Raw genomic sequence first — 18,101 nt, forward strand, 5'->3', positions numbered from 1 at the left:
GACGCAAGACGTCGGGAGCCGGAAATCACCGTCCTAGTTTTTTGGGGCCCCTAGTTTTTGGGGAACTTCAGCTTCGACAGATCGAAACCTTCCAGCCCGGGCGGCAATTCGTTCAAGCCCTCGGGCAGCTTGGAGATATCCGGCATTCCGGCGGGCATACCGCCCGGCAGTCCGGGCATGCCCGGGAATCCACCGCGCATCTTCGGCTGAGTCGGGCCGCGTCCGCCCTTCTTGCCCTTCTTCCCCTTCTTGCCCTTGCCGCCGCCGCGCGCCCCCGGCATACCGAACTGGCGGCTCATCATGCCCATCATCTTCTTGGCCTCGAAGAACCGGTCCACCAGCTGGTTGACCTCGGAGACCGTCACGCCGGAACCATTGGCGATGCGCAGTCGACGAGATGCGTTGATGATCTTGGGATTGTCGCGCTCGGCCGGGGTCATACCGCGAATGATGGCCTGCACCCGATCGAGCTGCTTGTCGTCGACCTGGGCGAGCACATCCTTCATCTGGCCCGCGCCGGGCAGCATGCCCAGCAGATTGCCGATCGGCCCCATCTTGCGAATGGCGAGCATCTGGTCGAGGAAGTCCTCGAGGGTGAGCTCACCGGAGCCGATCTTGCGCGCGGCCTCCTCGGCCTGCTTGGCGTCGTAGACCTGTTCGGCCTGCTCGATCAGGGTGAGCAGATCACCCATGCCGAGAATGCGGCTGGCCATGCGATCCGGGTGGAAGACGTCGAAGTCCTCGAGCTTCTCACCGGTGGACGCGAAAAGAATGGGCTGGCCGGTGATTTCACGCACCGACAGCGCCGCGCCGCCGCGCGCGTCACCGTCGAGCTTGGTGAGCACGACACCGGTGAAGCCGACGCCGTCCTGGAAGGCCTGGGCGGTGGAGACCGCGTCCTGGCCGATCATGGCGTCGAGGACGAACAGGATCTCGTCCGGGTTCACGGCATCGCGAATACCGGCGGCCTGCGCCATGAGCTCGGCGTCGATGCCGAGACGGCCCGCGGTGTCGACGATGACCACGTCGTACTGCTTCTGCTGGGCCTCGGCGATACCGGACTGGGCCACATTGATCGGATCGGCCGCGGTGACGCCGAGCGGGTTCTCGCCGCCGCCGATGGAGGTGCCCGGATGCGGCGCGAACACCGGCACCCCGGCGCGCTCACCGACCACCTGGAGCTGGGTCACCGCGCCCGGGCGCTGCAGGTCGCAGGCCACGAGCAGCGGCTGATGCCCTTGCCCCTTCAGCCATTTCGCCAGCTTGCCCGCGAGCGTGGTCTTACCCGCACCCTGGAGACCGGCCAGCATGATGACCGTGGGCGGGTTCTTGGCGAAGCGCACCCGGCGGGTCTCGCCACCGAGGATATTGACGAGCTCCTCGTTGACGATCTTGACGACCTGCTGCGCCGGATTCAGCGCGGCGGAGACCTCCGCGCCCTTGGCGCGCTCCTTGATGCGCGCGATGAACGACCGCACCACGGGCAGCGCGACGTCGGCTTCGAGCAGGGCGAGGCGGATCTCCCGGGCCGTCGCGTCGATATCGGCCGGGGACAGCCGCCCTTTGCCGCGAAGGTCCTTGAGGGCACCGGCCAACCGGTCGGACAGGGATTCGAACACCGATCGCGCTCCTGATCTCGAGGGACGTCACTCGGGTACCAGGGTAGTGGGACCGGCCGAGAGGCGTTATTCCAGGTTGCGCCGCGTGGTCGTGGCCGGGCGGCGCAGGTCGTGACTCTCCTGGGCCACCATACCCACCGCTTCGCGGGCGGTGAGGCCGAGTTCCAGGGCGAGACCGTCGAGAATCACCCATTCGGCCTCGGTGGGCGGGTGCTCGGCGACGGTGGAGGCGATGGTCATCGCTGTCACCGCCTGTTGACCGGAGAGGGTGCGGCCGGGCAACCAGGAAACGACCCAGCGATCACCGCCGACGCAGCGGGCGTGATGCTGGGTCATGTCCGACGTCATCATTGACGCGGATACCACTTCAATTGCCACCGACCTGCTCCCCTCATGCTCGCGATAGCTTTCTTTGAGGGGATATTAGGGGTATTTCCGGGGTACCCATGTCTATTCCAGCAAATTGCACGCAACGATCCGATTAACTGGCAAACGCGGGGTTTGCCAGTTAATCCCACATCCTGGCGATCGGTCAGAAAACTCTGCCGGATTCGATTTCTTCGTCCGATTCAGGAGATTTCTTCGGTTGTTGCGGCGGCACCGTCGCGAGAATCGCCGCTTCGATCTCCGCCCGGCGCTCCGGCGTATCGGTCGAGCCCAGGTCCAGGCAGAACGCGTCCACCACGGCCGCGCCCATGGTGACGACTTTCGCCCAACACACATTCGCGCCGACCCCCGCGAGCGCTCCCGCCAAACGACTCAGCAAACCGATTCGGTCTTCGGCGCGCAATTCCAGCAGCACCCGTCCCGGCTCCCCGGTTTCGGTCCACTTGACCCGCGGCCGCGCCTGCGCGTAGGGACTGCGCTGCGCTCCGCCCGCCTCGCGTTCCTTGCGCGCGAGCACATCGGCGAGATTCAAATCGCCGTTGATGGCGCGGATCAATTCCTGGCGCAACAGGCCCGGATCCGGCGGATCGCCGAAACGCGGCGCGACCACGAAGGTGTCGATGGCGGATTTTCCGGCACCGTTCAGCGAGGCCGAGAGCACCCGCAGGGAATGCACCGCCAGCACCCCGGCGGCCTCCGAGAGCAGGCCGGGCGTGTCGGGAGCCACGATGGTGACCACATGTTGGTAGCGGCCCTCCCCCGGCCGCAGCTCGACATGCACGCCGCCGCCCTCGGCCTTGGCGATGAGCTCCTCGGGAATCGGATCCGGTTCGGGCAGTTCGTCTCCGGCCATGGAGAGCTTGCAGCGACGCACCAGCTCGGCGATGAGCGAGGCCTTCCAGTCGCTCCACACGCCGGGGCCGGTGGCCAGGGAATCCGCCTCGGCGAGCGCGTGCAGCAGCTCCAGGAGTTGCGCGTCGCCGTCGAGGGCCTTCACGACCAGCAGCACGGTGTCGGGATTGTCCAGGTCGCGGCGGGTGGCGGTATCGGGCAGCAACAGATGATGGCGCACGATCGCGGCCAGGGTGCGCACATCCGAGGGCCACAGCCCCAGGCGCTTGCCGATCTGCGTGGCCAGTTCCGCGCCGACCACACTGTGGTCCTCGGGGCGGCCCTTGCCCAGATCGTGCAGCAGCGCGCCGAGCAGCAGCAGGTCCGGGCGGGCGACGCGGGTGGACAGCGCGCTGGCCTGGACCACGGCCTCCACCAGGTGCCGGTCCACGGTCCAGGTGTGGATGGCGTCGCGCGGCGGCAGATCCCGCACCACGCCCCACTCCGGAAAGAGCCTGCCCCACAAGCCCGTTCGATCCAGGGCCTCGATGGCGTCGATGGCATTGCGGCCCGAGCCCAGCAGCACCAGCAGATCGTTGAGCGCGTCCTTGGGCCACGGTTCCCGCAGCTCCGGCGCGTCCTCGGAGAGCCGGTTCAGCGTGGTGGCGGACATGGGCAGTCCGGTCTGCGCCGAGGCCGCCGCGACCCGCAGGATCAGCCCCGGATCGCGCTGTGGACGCGCGTCCCGTGCCAGCACCACCTCACCGGCGTGCTCGACCACCCCCTCATCGAGTGGTCGACGCACCGGCATGCGGCGTAGTCGGGCGAGTCCCCGGCGGGGCAGGGAGTTTCCAGCGGTCCGTAGTCCGACCTCCGCCGAATAGCTGACCGTGCGCGCGGCGTCGGAGAGCGTGCGGGCGAGGTCGAAGCGGTCGCCGATGCGCAGGGCCGCGCCGATCTCGTCGGCGTCCTGGGCGCGGAGTTGGTCGCGGGCGCGCCCGGCAACCCGATGCAATTCCGTGCGAACATCCAGCAAACGCCGATGCGCCTGTTTCAGACCGCCGCCCGGCACATCCGGACCGAGCCCCGGCATGGCATCGGTCAGCTGGGCGATGGCCAGCGCGTCGAGGAGTTGGATATCGCGCAGTCCGCCGCGCCCGTTCTTGAGATCGGGTTCGGCGCGGTGCGCGATCTCGCCGCTGCGCCGCCACCGGGCTTCGGCCTGCTGGATCAGGCCGTCGAAGCGGGAGCGGATTCCGGCCCGCCAGTCGCGCCGCACGCCGGTGACGAGCAGCGTGCTCAGGCCCTCGTCGCCCACGATGTGCCGCGCCTCCAGCATGCCGAGGGCGGCCGTGAGATCGTCGGCGGCCACCCGCAGCGCCTGCGGGACGGTGCGCACGCTGTGGTCGAGCTTGATGTGGGCGTCCCAGAGCGGATACCAGAGCTGGTCGGCGACCTCGGCGACGCGTTTGGGGTCCACGTCGTCGTAGAGCAGGACGAGGTCCAGATCCGAGTACGGGAGCATCTCACGGCGGCCCAGACCGCCGACGGCGACCACCGCCAGGCCGCTGTCGGGTGTGATGCCGACCTCGGAACCCTTGGTGGTGAGCCACAATTCGAACAGATCGACCAGGGCGGCGCGCAGCCCTTCGGCGTCGAGTCGCGGGTGGCGGGAGTTGCCGGAGCCTCTGGTCGCTTCGCTCAGCAGCTGGTCGCGAGCCCGGACCAGGTCCGATGCCCCGTTCGCGATCTGCTCGTTCCGCGATTGCTGGGAACCCACAACTCACACCACCCATCCAGTCGTCTGCCAACACGGGGGCGGCCCCGTTCCCGCCGGTTCGCGCCGACGGGAGCGGGGCCGCGCTCGATCTATCTCGTGCCCGAGAGCCCTACCGCGCTAGATCGCGTCGGAGCCACGTTCGCCGGTGCGAACCCGGACAATCGCCTCGACCGGGGTCACCCACACCTTGCCGTCGCCGATCTTGCCGGTGCGGGCCGCCTCGACGATGACCTCGACGACCTTCTCCACGGACGCGTCGTCCACGACCACCTCGACCCGGACCTTCGGGACGAAGTCGACGGAGTACTCCGCGCCGCGGTAGACCTCGGTGTGGCCCTTCTGCCGCCCGTAACCCTGCACCTCGCTGACGGTCATGCCGTGCACTCCCGCCTGCTCGAGACCGGTTTTCACGTCCTCGAGGGTGAACGGTTTGACGATTGCGGTGATCAGTTTCATGCGTCATGCCTCCTTGACGGCGGTGGTACGTGCCGTGCCACCCACAGCAGCGAAATCGTATGCCGATTCCGCGTGCTCCGACTCGTCCATGCCCTGGAACTCTGCTTCCTCGTCGGCGCGCAGGCCGATGGTGAACTTGATGGCGAGGGCGATGATGGCCGTCATGACACCCGAGAACGCAAGCACCGCAAGGGCTCCCAGGGTCTGCTTGACCAGCTGATCCGTACCGCCGCCGTAGAACAGACCCTCCACCGCGGCCGGGGCCTCGGCGGTGGCGACGAAGCCGACCATGATGGTGCCGACGAGACCGCCGACCAGGTGCACGCCGACCACGTCGAGCGAGTCGTCGAAGCCGAACTTGAACTTCAGGCCGACCGCCAGGGCGCACAGCGCACCCGAGACCACGCCGATGGCCAGCGCGCCGACCACGTTCACCGAGGAACAGGCCGGGGTGATGGCGACCAGACCGGCCACCACGCCCGAGGCCGCGCCCAGCGAGGTGGGCTTGCCGTCGCGGACCTTCTCCACCAGCAGCCAGGCCAGCATGGCGGCGGCGGTGGCGATCAGCGTGGTGAGGAAGGTGACACCGGCGATGCCGTTGGAGCCCACGGCCGAACCGGCGTTGAAGCCGAACCAGCCGAACCACAGCAGGCCCGCGCCGAGCATGACGAACGGCAGGTTGTGCGGGCGCATCGGGGTGCCCGGCCAGCCCTTGCGCTTGCCCAGGATGATGGCCAGCACCAGACCGGCGATACCGGCGTTGATGTGCACCGCGGTGCCACCGGCGAAGTCGATGGCCTTGAGCTTGTTGGCGATCCAACCGCCGGTCTCACCGGTGATGCCGTCGAAGGCGAAGACCCAGTGCGAGACCGGGAAGTAGACCACGGTGGACCAGATGGCCGCGAAGAGCAGCCAGGAGCCGAACTTGAGGCGGTCGGCGACCGCGCCCGAGATGAGGGCGACCGTGATGATCGCGAACATGGCCTGGAACGCGACGAACACCGAGAGCGGAATGGTGCCCGCCAGCGGCACTTCCACCTGCACCGACGCGTCGTCGGCACTCGGTAGGTAGGTGCCGCCGAAGACGCCCTTCAGGCCGAAGTACTGGCCGGGGTCACCGAACAGATTGCCCTTGTCGTCGCCGAAGGCCATGGAAAAGCCGTACAGCGACCACAGGACGGCGACCACGCCCATGGCGCTGATGCTCATCATGATCATGTTCAGCACGTTCTTCGCGCGGACCATGCCGCCGTAGAAGAACGCGAGTCCGGGTGTCATCAGCAGCACGAGTGCTGAGCTCGTCAGCATCCACGCGGTATCTCCGGCGTTCGGTTCGCCGAGTACGGGAAACGCCACCTTGATTTCCTCCTCATCTCGGGCCCCGTCGAAAACCTGCGAACGAAGCCTGCAATGAGGTTCTTTTGTTGGTGTTTCGTCCGTGATCCTGCGGCGTTTCGCCTAGGTGAACGGATGAGATTGCACTGTTGCCAGCACGTTTCACAATGCGCACGTGTGTTACGGGCGCATTGTGAGGATGATGTTGTTTCCCGTTGTTTCGGCCGGTGAGCGCCGGTTTAGCCGAGAAGTGCGTCGACAAAGGCCCCGGGCTCGAAAGGAGCGAGATCATCCGCGCCTTCGCCCAAACCAACCAGTTTCACGGGCACGCCCAATTCGTGCTGCACCTGGAACACGATGCCGCCCTTGGCGGTGCCGTCGAGTTTGGTGAGCACGACGCCGGTGATATCGACGACTTCGGCGAAGACGCGGGCCTGGGTGAGGCCGTTCTGACCGACGGTGGAGTCCAGCACCAGCAACACCTCGTCGACCGGAGCCTTCTTCTCCACGACGCGCTTGACCTTGCCGAGTTCGTCCATGAGGCCGGTCTTGGTGTGCAGGCGGCCCGCGGTGTCGACCAGGACGGCGTCCACGCCGTTGGCGATACCGGCGCTCACCGCGTCGAAGGCGACGGCGGCCGGGTCGGCGCCCTCCTTGCCGCGCACGGTCTCCGCGCCGACGCGCTCGCCCCAGGTCTGGAGCTGGTCGGCGGCGGCCGCGCGGAAGGTGTCGGCCGCGCCGAGCAGGACGCGGCGGCCGTCGGCCACCAGCACGCGGGCCAGTTTGCCGGTGGTGGTGGTCTTGCCGGTGCCGTTCACGCCCACGACGAGCAGCACGGAGGGGCGATTGTCGTGCGGCAGGGCACGAATCGAGCGGTCGAGTTCGGGGCGCAGGGCCTCGATGAGCACGTCCCGCAGCACCGCACGCGCGTCGTCGGCGGTGCGCACCGTGCGCGCGGCCATCTCCTCACGCAGCCGCTCCACCACCGCGGTGGTGGACGCGGTGCCGAGATCGGCCATCACGAGCGTGTCCTCGATCTCCTCCCAGGAGTCCTCGTCCAGGTCACCGCCGCCGAGGAGGCCAAGCAGGGATTTGCCGACGGCGTTCTGGGAGCGGGAGAGGCGGCCGCGCAGGCGGGTGAGGCGGCCGGTGGTGGGGTCGATCTGGCCTAGATCGGGGGCCGAGATCTCGGGCGCGGTCGAAGGGGCTGCGGGAGCCGGGGATTCGACGGGGGCGGCCGGAGCGGAAGCCGACGTTCCGGGCGCAGCCGACTTTTCGGGCGCGAGGGCACCGTCGGTTGCGGGCTTCGTCGGGGCCGTGCCGGGGCGCGGAGTGGTCGGAGCAGGGCTCGGGGCGACCGCCGAGGCCGAGCCACCCGCCTCACTCGAAGGGGACTTCTCGGGCGTGACAGGCTTTTCGGGCGCGGGCCGCGTGGGCGCTGCGCTGGAGGTGGCAGCCGGAGCCGAGCCGTCGGCCTCGCCGGAGACGGATTTATCGGGCGCAGCGGACTTTCCGGGCGCGGCTTCGGCGGGCGCGGAATCAGTCGGGGCCGTCGTGGCGCTCGTGTCGGTCTCGGTCGGCGCGGGCTTGGTCGGCGCGGGCTCGGTCGTGGTGTCGCCCAGCGCGGCGGAGTCGGTCGGGGCCTGCGGTCCCTGCTCGGGTTCGGGGAGGCGGATGTCGGTGATGCCGCGGCGGGCGGAGTCGCGTGGGACCGCGGCGTCGTCACCGATGTGGGGTTGGCCCTCGTCGTCGGTGCGCTCGGTCGGCGTGACCGGGGGCTTCGCCGGGGCGCGGCGCACAGGTTCCGGGCTGGGTTTGGGCAGCGTCGAAGTGCTGCCGCCCTGACTGAAACTGAATCCAGTGGATGCCGTGTATCCCCCCGACCGGTCCGTCAGTTCCTTCTTCTCGGCCTCAGCGGGAGTCAGCGAAATGCGCCGCCGCTTGTACAGCACGAACCCGGCCACGAAGGCCACCAGCAGCACCGCGGCGATTGCGGCGATCAGAATCCAAGCCTGTGCAGTCACGTCCCCATCCTGTCAGAGACCCCCCAATCACCTGTTTGCCTACCTACCCACGAGTCGCATCACCGCTCAGGGGCCTGACGGGTGTGGCCAATAGCACAGCCGTCTTCGGGGCGGGGGATCAACACGCCGGAGCGGGGTGGCGAGAAATCGACATCTACCGACCGGTCTGGTCGCCTACGTGCCACGGAGGCGAAGCAGCGGCGAATCCGACACCAAGACAATAGGATCGGCCACGTGACCGATCGAAATGTGCTTGGGGGACCGCTGGAGGAGTGTGGCACCGATCCTCTCACCGGCTTCTATCGGGACGGCTGCTGTAGCACCGGGCCCGAGGATCTCGGCAGCCACACGGTGTGCACCGTGGTGACCGCCGAGTTCCTGGAACACCAGAAGTCGATCGGCAACGATCTGATCACCCCGCGTCCCGAGAACAACTTCCCCGGGCTGCAACCCGGCGACCGCTGGTGTGTGGTCGCGGTGCGCTGGCTGCACGCGCACGAGGACGGCGTCGCCGCCCCGGTGGTCCTGGCCGCCACCCACGAGAACGCCCTCGAGGTAATCCCCATGGACACCCTGCGCAAGTACGCGGTGGACGTCCCCGATGATGTGAGCGATCTGCTGTAGGCAAGTGCGCCAAGGCGATTCGTCCCGTTCGGGGCCGAATCCGGATACTTGTCGGTGCCCCGTGCGATCATGCGCCTATTCGCTGTGACACTTGGGGAGGATCGACATGACCGCGACATTCGAGACCATCGAGGCCGACTTCTTCCGCTTCACCACCGATATCGTCTGGTGCACCATCACCACGGTCGATACCGATGGCCGCCCGCGTTCCCGCATTCTGCACCCGATCTGGGAGATGGTGGACGGTCGCCCGGTCGGTTGGATCTTCACCGCCCCCTCCCCGATCAAAGCCCGCCACTTGGCCGCCAATCCGGTCGTGGCCTTCTCCTACTGGAGTCCGGCGCACAATGTGGTGCAGGGCGAGGCCAGCACCTCGTGGGTACCGGACGCCGCCACCAAAAAGCATGTCTGGGAACTGTTTACGACCACTCCGCCACCACTCGGCTACGACCTCACCACATTCGGCGTGACCGGCCCCGAGGACCCGAACTTCACCGTCCTACGCCTGGACCCCGACCGCGTCCAGGTTCTCGACGCCGCCAAGGCCGCAGGCAATTTCACGCCCACGGTGGTTCGCCTGGGCAACCCCGCCTGAGCGGAAGACCAGCGGAGGCCGCCGAAACACTAAGGCGGTCGGTACTTTTCAAGAGATGAGACCGCCAAGCCGCATGCTCCAGCGGCGCTGCGGGCTCACCGGGGCGCGACACGCCTATCCGTAATAACGACGTACGCGACGGTATTCAGCCGTTCGAGTGGTGCGCGCACACGAGAATGGCGCTGCCGCCCGGGATTCCGGGCAGCAGCGCCTGGGGAGTCGCCGCCGGTGTCAGCGGTCGGCGCGCAGTGTGTAGGCCTGCACCGCGGCCATGACGGCGGTGAAGGCGGCGATCATCAGGACTACCCCGGTACCGAGGGCGGTGGGTTCGATCCAGCCCGCGGCCAGGAAGACCAGGCTGTCTACGGTCCACAGGGCGTTCAGGGCGATGACGACCTTCGCGGGGCCGCGAGGGATTTCGCGGCGGGTGGCGATGACAAGCACGCCGATGGCGTAGGCGATGAAGAACAGGCCCTCGCCGAGCAGGAGTGCGGCGGACAGGCCCAGCGGCGAGTCCAGCACGGCGGCCAGCGACGCCAGGGCGAGACCGGAGACCAGTGTCGCGATGCCGTCGAATTCGTAGGCCAGGCGAACCGGGGACATTCCGGCGATGGTGCGGCGGAGGCTGGAGGCGGTGGTGGCGGTCATGGGAATCGTTCCTTCCGTTCGGCTTCCCGGTGTCCCGTTCGGGTTCCGGTGCTGCCAACACCGTCACCCGCCGTCCACTGCCGAACCCACCACAACAGCTGCCGACTACTGCCAACCGCAGGTCAGCGCATTATTTCGACATACTGCCGAACCCGGATCGCAGTTGCGTGGCGATCATGCGCGCTGCCGAGTTCTGCCAGTTGTGCAGCGTCCGCTCGGGTACCTGATCGACGAACCACGCGAGCGCCTTGCGCGAGACCGGATCCAGATCGGTGCGTTTGGTGCGCACGCTGTAGGGCCGGATACCGACGACGTAGTAGAAGTACACCGCGTTGTAGTGCCGCCACTCCTCGCTGGTGCCGAATTCGTCGCCGGTGCGCGGTTTCAGCGCCGCGATGCTCTCGGTGAGCAGGGTCTTGAGTTCGGCGGCGCGGTCCAACGGGCCGACACTGTCGCGTCCGCGCAGCCGGGCGTCGATTGCGGGCAGATCGATGAGCGGGCTCGACACCAGTTTGCCGAGGTCGGCGTAGTGGCTGAGCGCCCGACGGGTGAGGCGCGCGAACTCGTCCTCGTCGAGCGCGGCCAGCCCGGTGTGGGTGTCCTTGCGCGGCAGCGCCTCCGCGGCGGTGCGCAATTCGTCGCGGGCCTCGCGCAGCGCGGGTTCTGAGGCGAAGGCGAATCGGTCCACCGCCGATTGCAGCGGCGCGTTGAGCACCTGGAGCGCGACGGCGGCGGCGACGGTGCCGAACAGCAGCGCCTGCAAGCCGGTGCGCTCCCCCACCAGCACGATGGCGACGGCCGCCTGCCCGCCGAACACCACGGCGGTTCCGACCGAGACCAGGAGCGAGCGCGACATATCCGCGCGCAGCGCCTCACCCTCCTCGAAGGCGTCGAGGACGGCGATGCCGACGCCGAGCAGCACCAGGTCGACCGCGACGGCGGAGAGCATGGCGCTGAAGGACACCACCTCGAATCCGATCAGGATGAGGCTGGCGCTGAGCCCGAACATCAACGCGCCCACCACGAGCAGGCCCGCCGTCGCCCGGTTCCGCGTGCCCGCGAGAACCGCGGACCGGTGCCGGACGACGGCGAGCATCGAACCCACCAGCGCGAGCACCGCGAGCGCGCCGAGCGCGTAACCGGCGGTATCGATTCCCATGGCGGCGATGATCGCGACCAAGGCACACACGGGCAGCAGCCCGAACCGCCACCACCGATCGACCAGCCGCGCGGGCTCCTCCGGCAGCAACCGGACGAATACGCCGCTCCACGCGATGGCGGGCAGACACACCAACACCGCCCGCACGCCGTCGAATCGATCGTCGGCACCGAGCAATTGACCGCCGACCACCGCCACGGCGTAGACCAGCAATCCGCTTCCCGCCCTACGCAGCACCGGTTTTCGGCTGTCTCGCGCCAGCAGATACAACCCCAGCCACCACGCGATCCCGAAGGCGGCCGTCGACACCCACAACACGAGGTGAGCCTACTGCCGCATCCCCCTCGGACTCGAGGATGCGGCATCGAACCCCAGGTTCAGGAGAGTTTGCCGTCGTAATCCGGCAGTTTGAAGGTCCTCTCCGCATGTCCGCCCGCGAGATCCGAGGCGCTGTTGCCGATATTGGCGACGATCGTGTAGCCGTCGCCTTCGATATCGATGCGCGCGTTGGTCTTGTACTCCTGCAATCCCGCCGAACCAGCCGAGAGCGTGGTGAGCGGACTGCCGTAGAGGCCGTCGACGGGATAGCCGACGGAGGTCAGGTTGACATTGGTGTAGATGTTCATGAGCGAGGGGCGTCCGGTCACGAAAATGATTGCCGCGCCCTGATTCTTGGCCCACTTGGCCAGCGCCAGCATGGGTGCCATCGCGGGGGTGATAATGCTCGGGTTGTACTGCGTCTCGAGCACGGTGTTGTCGATATCGAAGACGATGGCCGGGCGAGTGGCTCCGGGCAGTCGTCCGGCCAGATAGTCCTGGGCCTGCGCGGCGACGGTCTGTACCTCGCCGATCCACTGCGAGTACGGCGGCAGATCGCCGCCGCCCCCGGAGAGCGACGAGGAGCCGGAACCGCCCGAGCCCGAGGAGGATCCGGAACCACCGGAGAGCGAGGACGATCCGGTGTCGGCGAGGGCGGCGGGCAGCGGGGCGGCCAGGGCGACGGAGATTCCTAAGGCAATACCTGCGATAGAGCGCTTCATGATCAGGGGACGTTAATGTCCCACCACTCCGAAGCGCAGGCGTTTCGCATTGTCCCGCTTGGTGTCCCGCCCAGTGGGACTGTCCGGGTAACGCTCGGTGCAGCGGGACCGAGTACGCCATCCGCGCCGCCTCGCCTCGGCCAGCGTGATCAACCCGCTGAGCGGGTGCGCTCACGATGCGCCTTCTGGCGACAGGCGGCCGAGCAGTAACGAGCCGGACGACCGGTACCCGAATTCCGCACAGGCTCCGCACACACCGCGCAGCGCGGGGACGTTTCGTTACGGTAGCCACTTTCGTTACGCACACCCGCGCGCCGATCTCCCTTGGCCACCGCGAGTTTCGTTACGCCCATCGCCGGGCGTTCGGTGCGCATGGCGTCCAAGAGCATGGCGACCGGGCGCGACAATCCGCGCCGTGACCTCGAACCACGCTGCATGGCAACACATCCGGAGAAGATGTCCAGCAGATCGGGCAGGGTCAGATCCGGCCGCACCGCACCGTCACGTTGCGCGGCGAGCAGCAGATCGGCCACCGCGTGCTGAAAGCGGGCTCCGACATCGACGAGGGCGGTACTGGGCCAATCGTCGTCGGTGTCGAACACGTCGCACATCGCCTTGTTCCCGGGTGTCGTGGTCACCACGTCGACGCAGAAGTCGAAGAAGGCCGCGCCCACGGCGGGCTGCCGCCGGGCATGTGCAGCGGCCTCGGCCAGCCGCGCGATGCGCTGCCGCAGCACCGCCGCGAGAAGGTCGTTCTTACTGGGGAAATGGCGGTGTACGGTGCCCGCGCCGACGCCCGCCCGCCGAGCGATCTCGGCCAGCGACACCGACATTCCCCGTTCGGAGAACGCCCGCAGCGCGGCCGCCAGAATCAGTTCTCGATTGCGCCGCGCATCGGCACGGACCGCCGGATCGGCGCGTTGTACGTCCTGCATTTCGTTACGCGATCCCTTCCGAGCCTGGCGAACCGGGTTCCGCCGCCCGTACCGTCCGAATGCGGGTTGCCCGACCCGGATCTTAACGAAGAACTCCCAGGAGATGCGACGCATGTCGAACGAAATCATTCTCGTCACCGGAGCGACCGGCAAGCAGGGCGGTGCCACGGCCCGCCGACTGCTCGCGGCGGGGCGGCCGGTGCGCGCGCTGGTGCGCGATCCCGAGGCCCCGGCGGCGCTCGAATTGGCCGCTGCCGGAGCCGAACTCGTGGTCGGCGATTTCGACGATCGCGACTCCGTGGCCGCGGCGGTCGCGGGTGTGCGGTCGGTCTTCGCGGTACCTCCCGCCACGTACAACCCCGGCGGCTGGGATGTCGAACGCGAGGCCGAGCGCGGCGAGGGCCTCGTCGCGGCGGCGAGTGCGGCCGGAGTCGACCACTTCGTCTTCACCAGCATCGCCTCGTTCAAGGTCGAAGGCAGTTGGGGCACAGGCGGTAAGCGTCGTATCGAGGCGGCCGCGATGGCCAGCGGTATGCGCTGGACCATCCTGCGCCCGGTGCGCTTCATGGAGAACTACCTGCTGCGCGAGTCGGTGGTGGATGGCATCGCCAACGGCGTGCACCGCCACCTGTTCCCCGGCGACCGTCCCGTCCAGGTGATCGCCGTCGACGATGTCGCGGAGATCGCCGCGCTCGCCTTGCTGGATCCGGCCCGGTTCCACGGCCGCACACTGGAATTGGCCGGGGACAGCATTCTGTTCTCGGAGGCGGCCGAGACCATCACCCGCGCCACCGGCATCGAACTGCGCTACCAGGAAGCCGACGAATCCGATGCCGCCGCACTGGGTCCCGAGATCGCCAACGTATGGCGACTGTCCCGCTCGGGCATCGGTTGGCACGCCGATATCGACGCGATCCGCGAAATCCACCCGGGCCTGCGCACTTTCGACGCCTGGTTGGCGGAAACCGGTGCGGCGCGGATCAAAGCGCTGCTCACGGCGGAGCAGTAGCGCCCGGCGAGACCAGCTATCCGGCGGAAACCGCCGCCCTCACGTGGCGGCTCCCACCAGGTTCTCCCCGCGCATCCGCTGCGAAATCACCTGCGTAATACCGTCTCCGCGCATGCTCACGCCGTAGAGGGCGTCGGCGATCTCCATGGTCGGCTTCTGGTGGGTGATGACGATCAGCTGCGACTTCTCGCGCAGCTGTTCGAACAGCCCGATGAGGCGGCGCAGGTTGGTGTCGTCGAGGGCCGCTTCGACCTCGTCCATGACGTAGAAGGGTGAGGGACGGGCGCGGAAGATGGCGACGAGCAAAGCCACCGCGGTGAGGGACTTCTCGCCACCGGAGAGCAGCGACAGGCGCTTGACCTTCTTGCCCGGCGGGCGGGCCTCGACCTCGACGCCGGTGGCGAGCATATCGCTGGGATCGGTGAGCAGCAGGCGGCCCTCACCGCCGGGGAAGAGCTTGCCGAACACGCCGACGAATTCGCGCGCCACATCCTCGTAGGCCTCGGTGAAGACCTGGAGTATGCGGGCGTCGACCTCGGCGACCACGTCGAGGAGGTCCTGGCGGGCCTTCTTGACGTCCTCGAGCTGGGTGGCGAGGAAGTTGTAGCGCTCCTCGAGCGCCGCGAACTCCTCCAGCGCAAGGGGATTCACCTTGCCGAGGGTGGTGAGGTCCTTCTCGGCGCGCTTGGCGCGGCGCTCCTGGGTGGCGCGGTCGTAGGGCATGGGCTGCGGCGGGCTCACGTTCTCGCCGCGCTCCTTGGCCTGCTCGTACTCCATCATCTCCAGCGCCGTCGGCGGCATGGGCACGTCCGGGCCGTACTCGTCGATGAGATCGTCGAGGGCGATGCCGAACTGCTCGGAAATGGTGGTCTCGAGTTGTTCGATGCGCAGCGCCGCTTGGGCGCGGGCGACCTCGTCGCGGTGCACCGCATCGGTGAGCTGGGTGAGCTGCGTGTTGAGGGCGCGAGCGCGCTCCTTGGTCTGCTCCACCTGCGCGGCGCATTCGGTACGGCGGCGCACCAATTCGTCGCGGCGGGCGGAGGCCTGGGCCACCACCTTCTCCAGTTCGGCGGCGACGCGCTCGGCCGACTCGGCGACCACGGCGGCCACGGCGGCGGCCTGGCGACGGGCGGCCTGGGCGCGTTCGGCGCGGGCCCGGTTCTCGCGTTCGGCGCGGGCGGCGCGCCGCAGCGAATCCGCTTTACCGCGTACCGATTCCGCGCGCTCCTCGGCGGTGCGGACGGCGAGGCGGGCCTCGACCTCCATGGAGCGGGCCTCGGCGAGGGCGGCGGCGGCTTCCTCGCGCAGGTGCGCGGCGGCGTCGGTGCCCTCGGATTCGGTACCCGTATCGGACTGTTCGCTTTCGGCGCGGCGCAGCCGGTCCTCGAGTTCGGCCAGCTTCTCCTGGGCTTCGTCGCGCCCGGTTTCGGCATCGGCGCGCTGGGCGAGCAGGCGTTCGCAATCCTTCTGCGCGGCACGGGCGGTATGGCCCAGGCGACCGAGCCGGTCGTAGATGGCGACCAGGGCCTGATCGGATTCGTGCAGCGCGAGCAGCGCGTGGTCGACGGCCTCCTTGCGGTCGGCCTGTTCGGCGAGCGCTCCGGCGAGCGCCGCCTCGAGCTCCTCGGCCTGCCGCTGCCACGACGCCAATTCGTCCTTGGCGGAATCGATTTCGGCCTGCACCTCGAGCTGGCTCGGGGCGCGGTCGGACCCGCCGAGCACCCAGCCGGTACCGGTGAGGTCGCCGTCGCGGGTGACGACCCGCAGTTCCGGGCGGGCCGCGACGAGTTCAGTCGCGGCGGAGAGACTGTCGACGACGGCGATACCGGCGGTCAGGGCGGCGATGGCCCCGCGCATGTGGTCCGGGCAGTCGACGATGTCCACGAGCCAGCGCGCGCCACCGGGTAGCTCCCCGCCGGGACGCGAATTCACCTGTGCCGCATTGCCGTAGACGATGGCTACGCGTCCGCCGTCGGCTTCCTTCAGTGCCCGCACGGCCGAGTGGGCGGAGGGCCCGGTGTCGGCGGTGACGGCATCGGCGAGCGGGCCGAGTGCGGCGGCGACGGCCGCCTCGAATCCGCCCTGCACTCGAATGAGTCCCGAGAGCGGGCCGAGCAGCCCTTCGCTGCGATGCTCCAACAGCCAGGCCGCGCCGTCACGACGGGCCAGATTCATGGTGAGCGCCTCGATGCGCGCGCTCAGCGAAGCGACCCGCTTCCCCGCCTCGCGATCGCGTTCACGCAGTTCGGCGACGCGCTGATCGGCGAGTTCGAGGGCCTGCGCGGCATGCTCGTACTGCGCGTCGAGCCCCTCCTCACCCGCGTCGAGTTCACTCAATTCGGCTTGTACGGACTCGAATTCGGCATCGGCGGCCTCCCCACGGTGCCGGGCCTCGGCAATGGCGGTGGACATGCGCTCGATCTCGGCATCGGCGGACTGGGCGCGAATGCGCAGCGAATCGACCTGGCCGGAGAGCCGGACGAGCCCCTCGCGACGGTCGGCGATGGCGCGCACGGCCGCGAGGTGCGCCTGTTCGGCAGCCTTGGCGGCCTGTTCGCGCTCGTGCAGCGCGTCGCGGGCGGCTTCGAGAGTCTCGGTGGCGATTTCGACCGCTTCGATCAGCTCGGCCTCCTCGGCCTCCACCCGGTCGGCCTCGCGTTCCAGCTGTTCGGGATCGCGGCCGGTGCCGGTGGGCTGCTCGATGGTGAGGTTGCGAGCGCGGTCGCGGGCGATGCGAATGGTGGCGTTGACGCGCTCGGTGAGCGCGGAGAGCTGAAACCAGGTCTGCGCGGCGGCCTCGGCTCCCGGGGTGAGCTTGGAGAGTTCGAATTCCTGCTGCGCGAGTGCGGCATTGGCGGCGTCGAGCTCGGCGTGCACATTGATCTGCTGCTCGCGCGCGAAGGCCTCTTTGCTCTGCTGACCTTCGAGATCGCGTCGCCGCGACACCAGGTCGTCGGCGGCCAGACGCAACCGCGAATCACGCAATTCGGACTGCACGGTGGCGGCGCGACGAGCCACCTCGGCCTGCCGCCCCAACGGCTTCAGCTGCCGCCGCAACTCGGTGGTGAGGTCGGTGAGCCGGGCCAGATTGGCCTGCATGGCATCGAGTTTGCGCACCGCCTTCTCCTTGCGGCGGCGATGCTTGAGCACACCGGCGGCCTCCTCGATGAAGGCGCGGCGATCTTCCGGTCGCGATTCCAGGATCGCGGACAGCTGCCCCTGACCGACGATGACATGCATTTCGCGGCCGATACCGGAGTCGCTGAGCAGTTCCTGCACGTCCATGAGGCGGCAGGTATTGCCATTGATCTCGTATTCACCCGCGCCGTCGCGGAACATACGGCGCGTGATGGAGACTTCCGCGTAGTCGATCGGCAGAGCGCCATCGGAGTTGTCGATGGTGAGCGTCACCTCGGCGCGGCCCAGCGCGGCGCGCCCCGTCGTTCCAGCGAAGATGACGTCCTGCATCTTCCCGCCACGAAGCGCCTTGGCCCCCTGCTCGCCCATAACCCAGGTGAGGGCGTCGACCACGTTGGATTTGCCGGAGCCGTTGGGCCCGACCACGCAGGTGATGCCGGGTTCGAACCGCAGGGTCGTCGCGGACGCGAAGGACTTGAAGCCCTTCAGCGTCAGACTCTTCAGGTGCACAGTCGGCCAGG

14 protein-coding genes are annotated in these 18,101 nt (G+C 68.4%); 3 read left to right on the plus strand and 11 right to left on the minus strand.

Annotation, left to right across the window (positions count from 1 at the left end):
* Positions 1-50 precede the first annotated feature (50 nt).
* The 6 genes from ffh to ftsY form a co-directional block, all read right to left on the minus strand.
* The gene (gene ffh / locus ACIBH2_RS09680; protein ID WP_397115290.1) at positions 51-1,619 is read right to left on the minus strand and encodes a signal recognition particle protein; all 1,569 of its coding nucleotides are present in this window, start codon (positions 1,617-1,619) and stop codon (positions 51-53) included.
* Positions 1,620-1,685: 66 nt separating this feature from the next.
* The gene (locus tag ACIBH2_RS09685) at positions 1,686-1,955 is read right to left on the minus strand and encodes a hypothetical protein (RefSeq protein ID WP_397115292.1); all 270 of its coding nucleotides are present in this window, start codon (positions 1,953-1,955) and stop codon (positions 1,686-1,688) included.
* A gap of 196 nt (positions 1,956-2,151) precedes the next feature.
* The gene (locus ACIBH2_RS09690; RefSeq protein WP_397115294.1) at positions 2,152-4,617 is read right to left on the minus strand and encodes a [protein-PII] uridylyltransferase; all 2,466 of its coding nucleotides are present in this window, start codon (positions 4,615-4,617) and stop codon (positions 2,152-2,154) included.
* 117 nt (positions 4,618-4,734) lie between these two features.
* A complete protein-coding gene (locus tag ACIBH2_RS09695) occupies positions 4,735-5,073 on the minus strand; it encodes a P-II family nitrogen regulator (protein WP_397115296.1) in 339 nt (112 codons plus the stop codon).
* A 3-nt stretch (positions 5,074-5,076) separates the two neighbouring features.
* A complete protein-coding gene (locus ACIBH2_RS09700; RefSeq protein WP_397116942.1) occupies positions 5,077-6,381 on the minus strand; it encodes an ammonium transporter in 1,305 nt (434 codons plus the stop codon).
* A gap of 266 nt (positions 6,382-6,647) precedes the next feature.
* Positions 6,648-8,432, minus strand: a complete 1,785-nt coding sequence (gene ftsY / locus ACIBH2_RS09705) for a signal recognition particle-docking protein FtsY (RefSeq protein ID WP_397115298.1) — start codon at positions 8,430-8,432, stop codon at positions 6,648-6,650.
* Positions 8,433-8,666: 234 nt separating this feature from the next.
* Here ftsY and ACIBH2_RS09710 point away from each other — a divergent pair, with 234 nt between their 5' ends.
* Together ACIBH2_RS09710 and ACIBH2_RS09715 are read left to right on the plus strand one after the other, a co-directional pair.
* The gene (locus tag ACIBH2_RS09710; protein WP_397115300.1) at positions 8,667-9,056 is read left to right on the plus strand and encodes a DUF2237 family protein; all 390 of its coding nucleotides are present in this window, start codon (positions 8,667-8,669) and stop codon (positions 9,054-9,056) included.
* 106 nt (positions 9,057-9,162) lie between these two features.
* Positions 9,163-9,651 carry a pyridoxamine 5'-phosphate oxidase family protein gene (locus ACIBH2_RS09715; RefSeq protein WP_397115302.1) on the plus strand — a complete coding sequence of 163 codons (489 nt, stop codon included), beginning with the start codon at positions 9,163-9,165 and terminating at the stop codon, positions 9,649-9,651.
* A 231-nt stretch (positions 9,652-9,882) separates the two neighbouring features.
* Here ACIBH2_RS09715 and ACIBH2_RS09720 read toward each other — a convergent pair whose 3' ends face one another.
* From ACIBH2_RS09720 to ACIBH2_RS09735, 4 genes are all read right to left on the minus strand, one after another.
* A complete protein-coding gene (locus ACIBH2_RS09720) occupies positions 9,883-10,299 on the minus strand; it encodes a hypothetical protein (protein ID WP_397115304.1) in 417 nt (138 codons plus the stop codon).
* 130 nt (positions 10,300-10,429) lie between these two features.
* The gene (locus tag ACIBH2_RS09725; protein WP_397115306.1) at positions 10,430-11,776 is read right to left on the minus strand and encodes a hypothetical protein; all 1,347 of its coding nucleotides are present in this window, start codon (positions 11,774-11,776) and stop codon (positions 10,430-10,432) included.
* Between the two features lie 59 nt (positions 11,777-11,835).
* Positions 11,836-12,498 (minus strand): HAD family acid phosphatase, encoded by a 663-nt coding sequence (locus tag ACIBH2_RS09730; protein ID WP_397115308.1) that lies wholly within the window; start codon positions 12,496-12,498, stop codon positions 11,836-11,838.
* 149 nt (positions 12,499-12,647) lie between these two features.
* Entirely contained in the window at positions 12,648-13,433 is a 786-nt protein-coding gene (locus ACIBH2_RS09735) for a TetR/AcrR family transcriptional regulator (protein WP_397115310.1), read from the minus strand.
* 112 nt (positions 13,434-13,545) lie between these two features.
* Here ACIBH2_RS09735 and ACIBH2_RS09740 point away from each other — a divergent pair, with 112 nt between their 5' ends.
* A complete protein-coding gene (locus tag ACIBH2_RS09740) occupies positions 13,546-14,442 on the plus strand; it encodes an NmrA family NAD(P)-binding protein (protein ID WP_397115312.1) in 897 nt (298 codons plus the stop codon).
* 39 nt (positions 14,443-14,481) lie between these two features.
* Here ACIBH2_RS09740 and smc read toward each other — a convergent pair whose 3' ends face one another.
* Positions 14,482-18,090 carry a chromosome segregation protein SMC gene (gene smc, locus ACIBH2_RS09745; RefSeq protein ID WP_397115314.1) on the minus strand — a complete coding sequence of 1,203 codons (3,609 nt, stop codon included), beginning with the start codon at positions 18,088-18,090 and terminating at the stop codon, positions 14,482-14,484.
* Positions 18,091-18,101 lie beyond the last annotated feature (11 nt).

The organism is Nocardia sp. NPDC050406, assembly GCF_044459025.1.
GTDB lineage: Bacteria > Actinomycetota > Actinomycetes > Mycobacteriales > Mycobacteriaceae > Nocardia.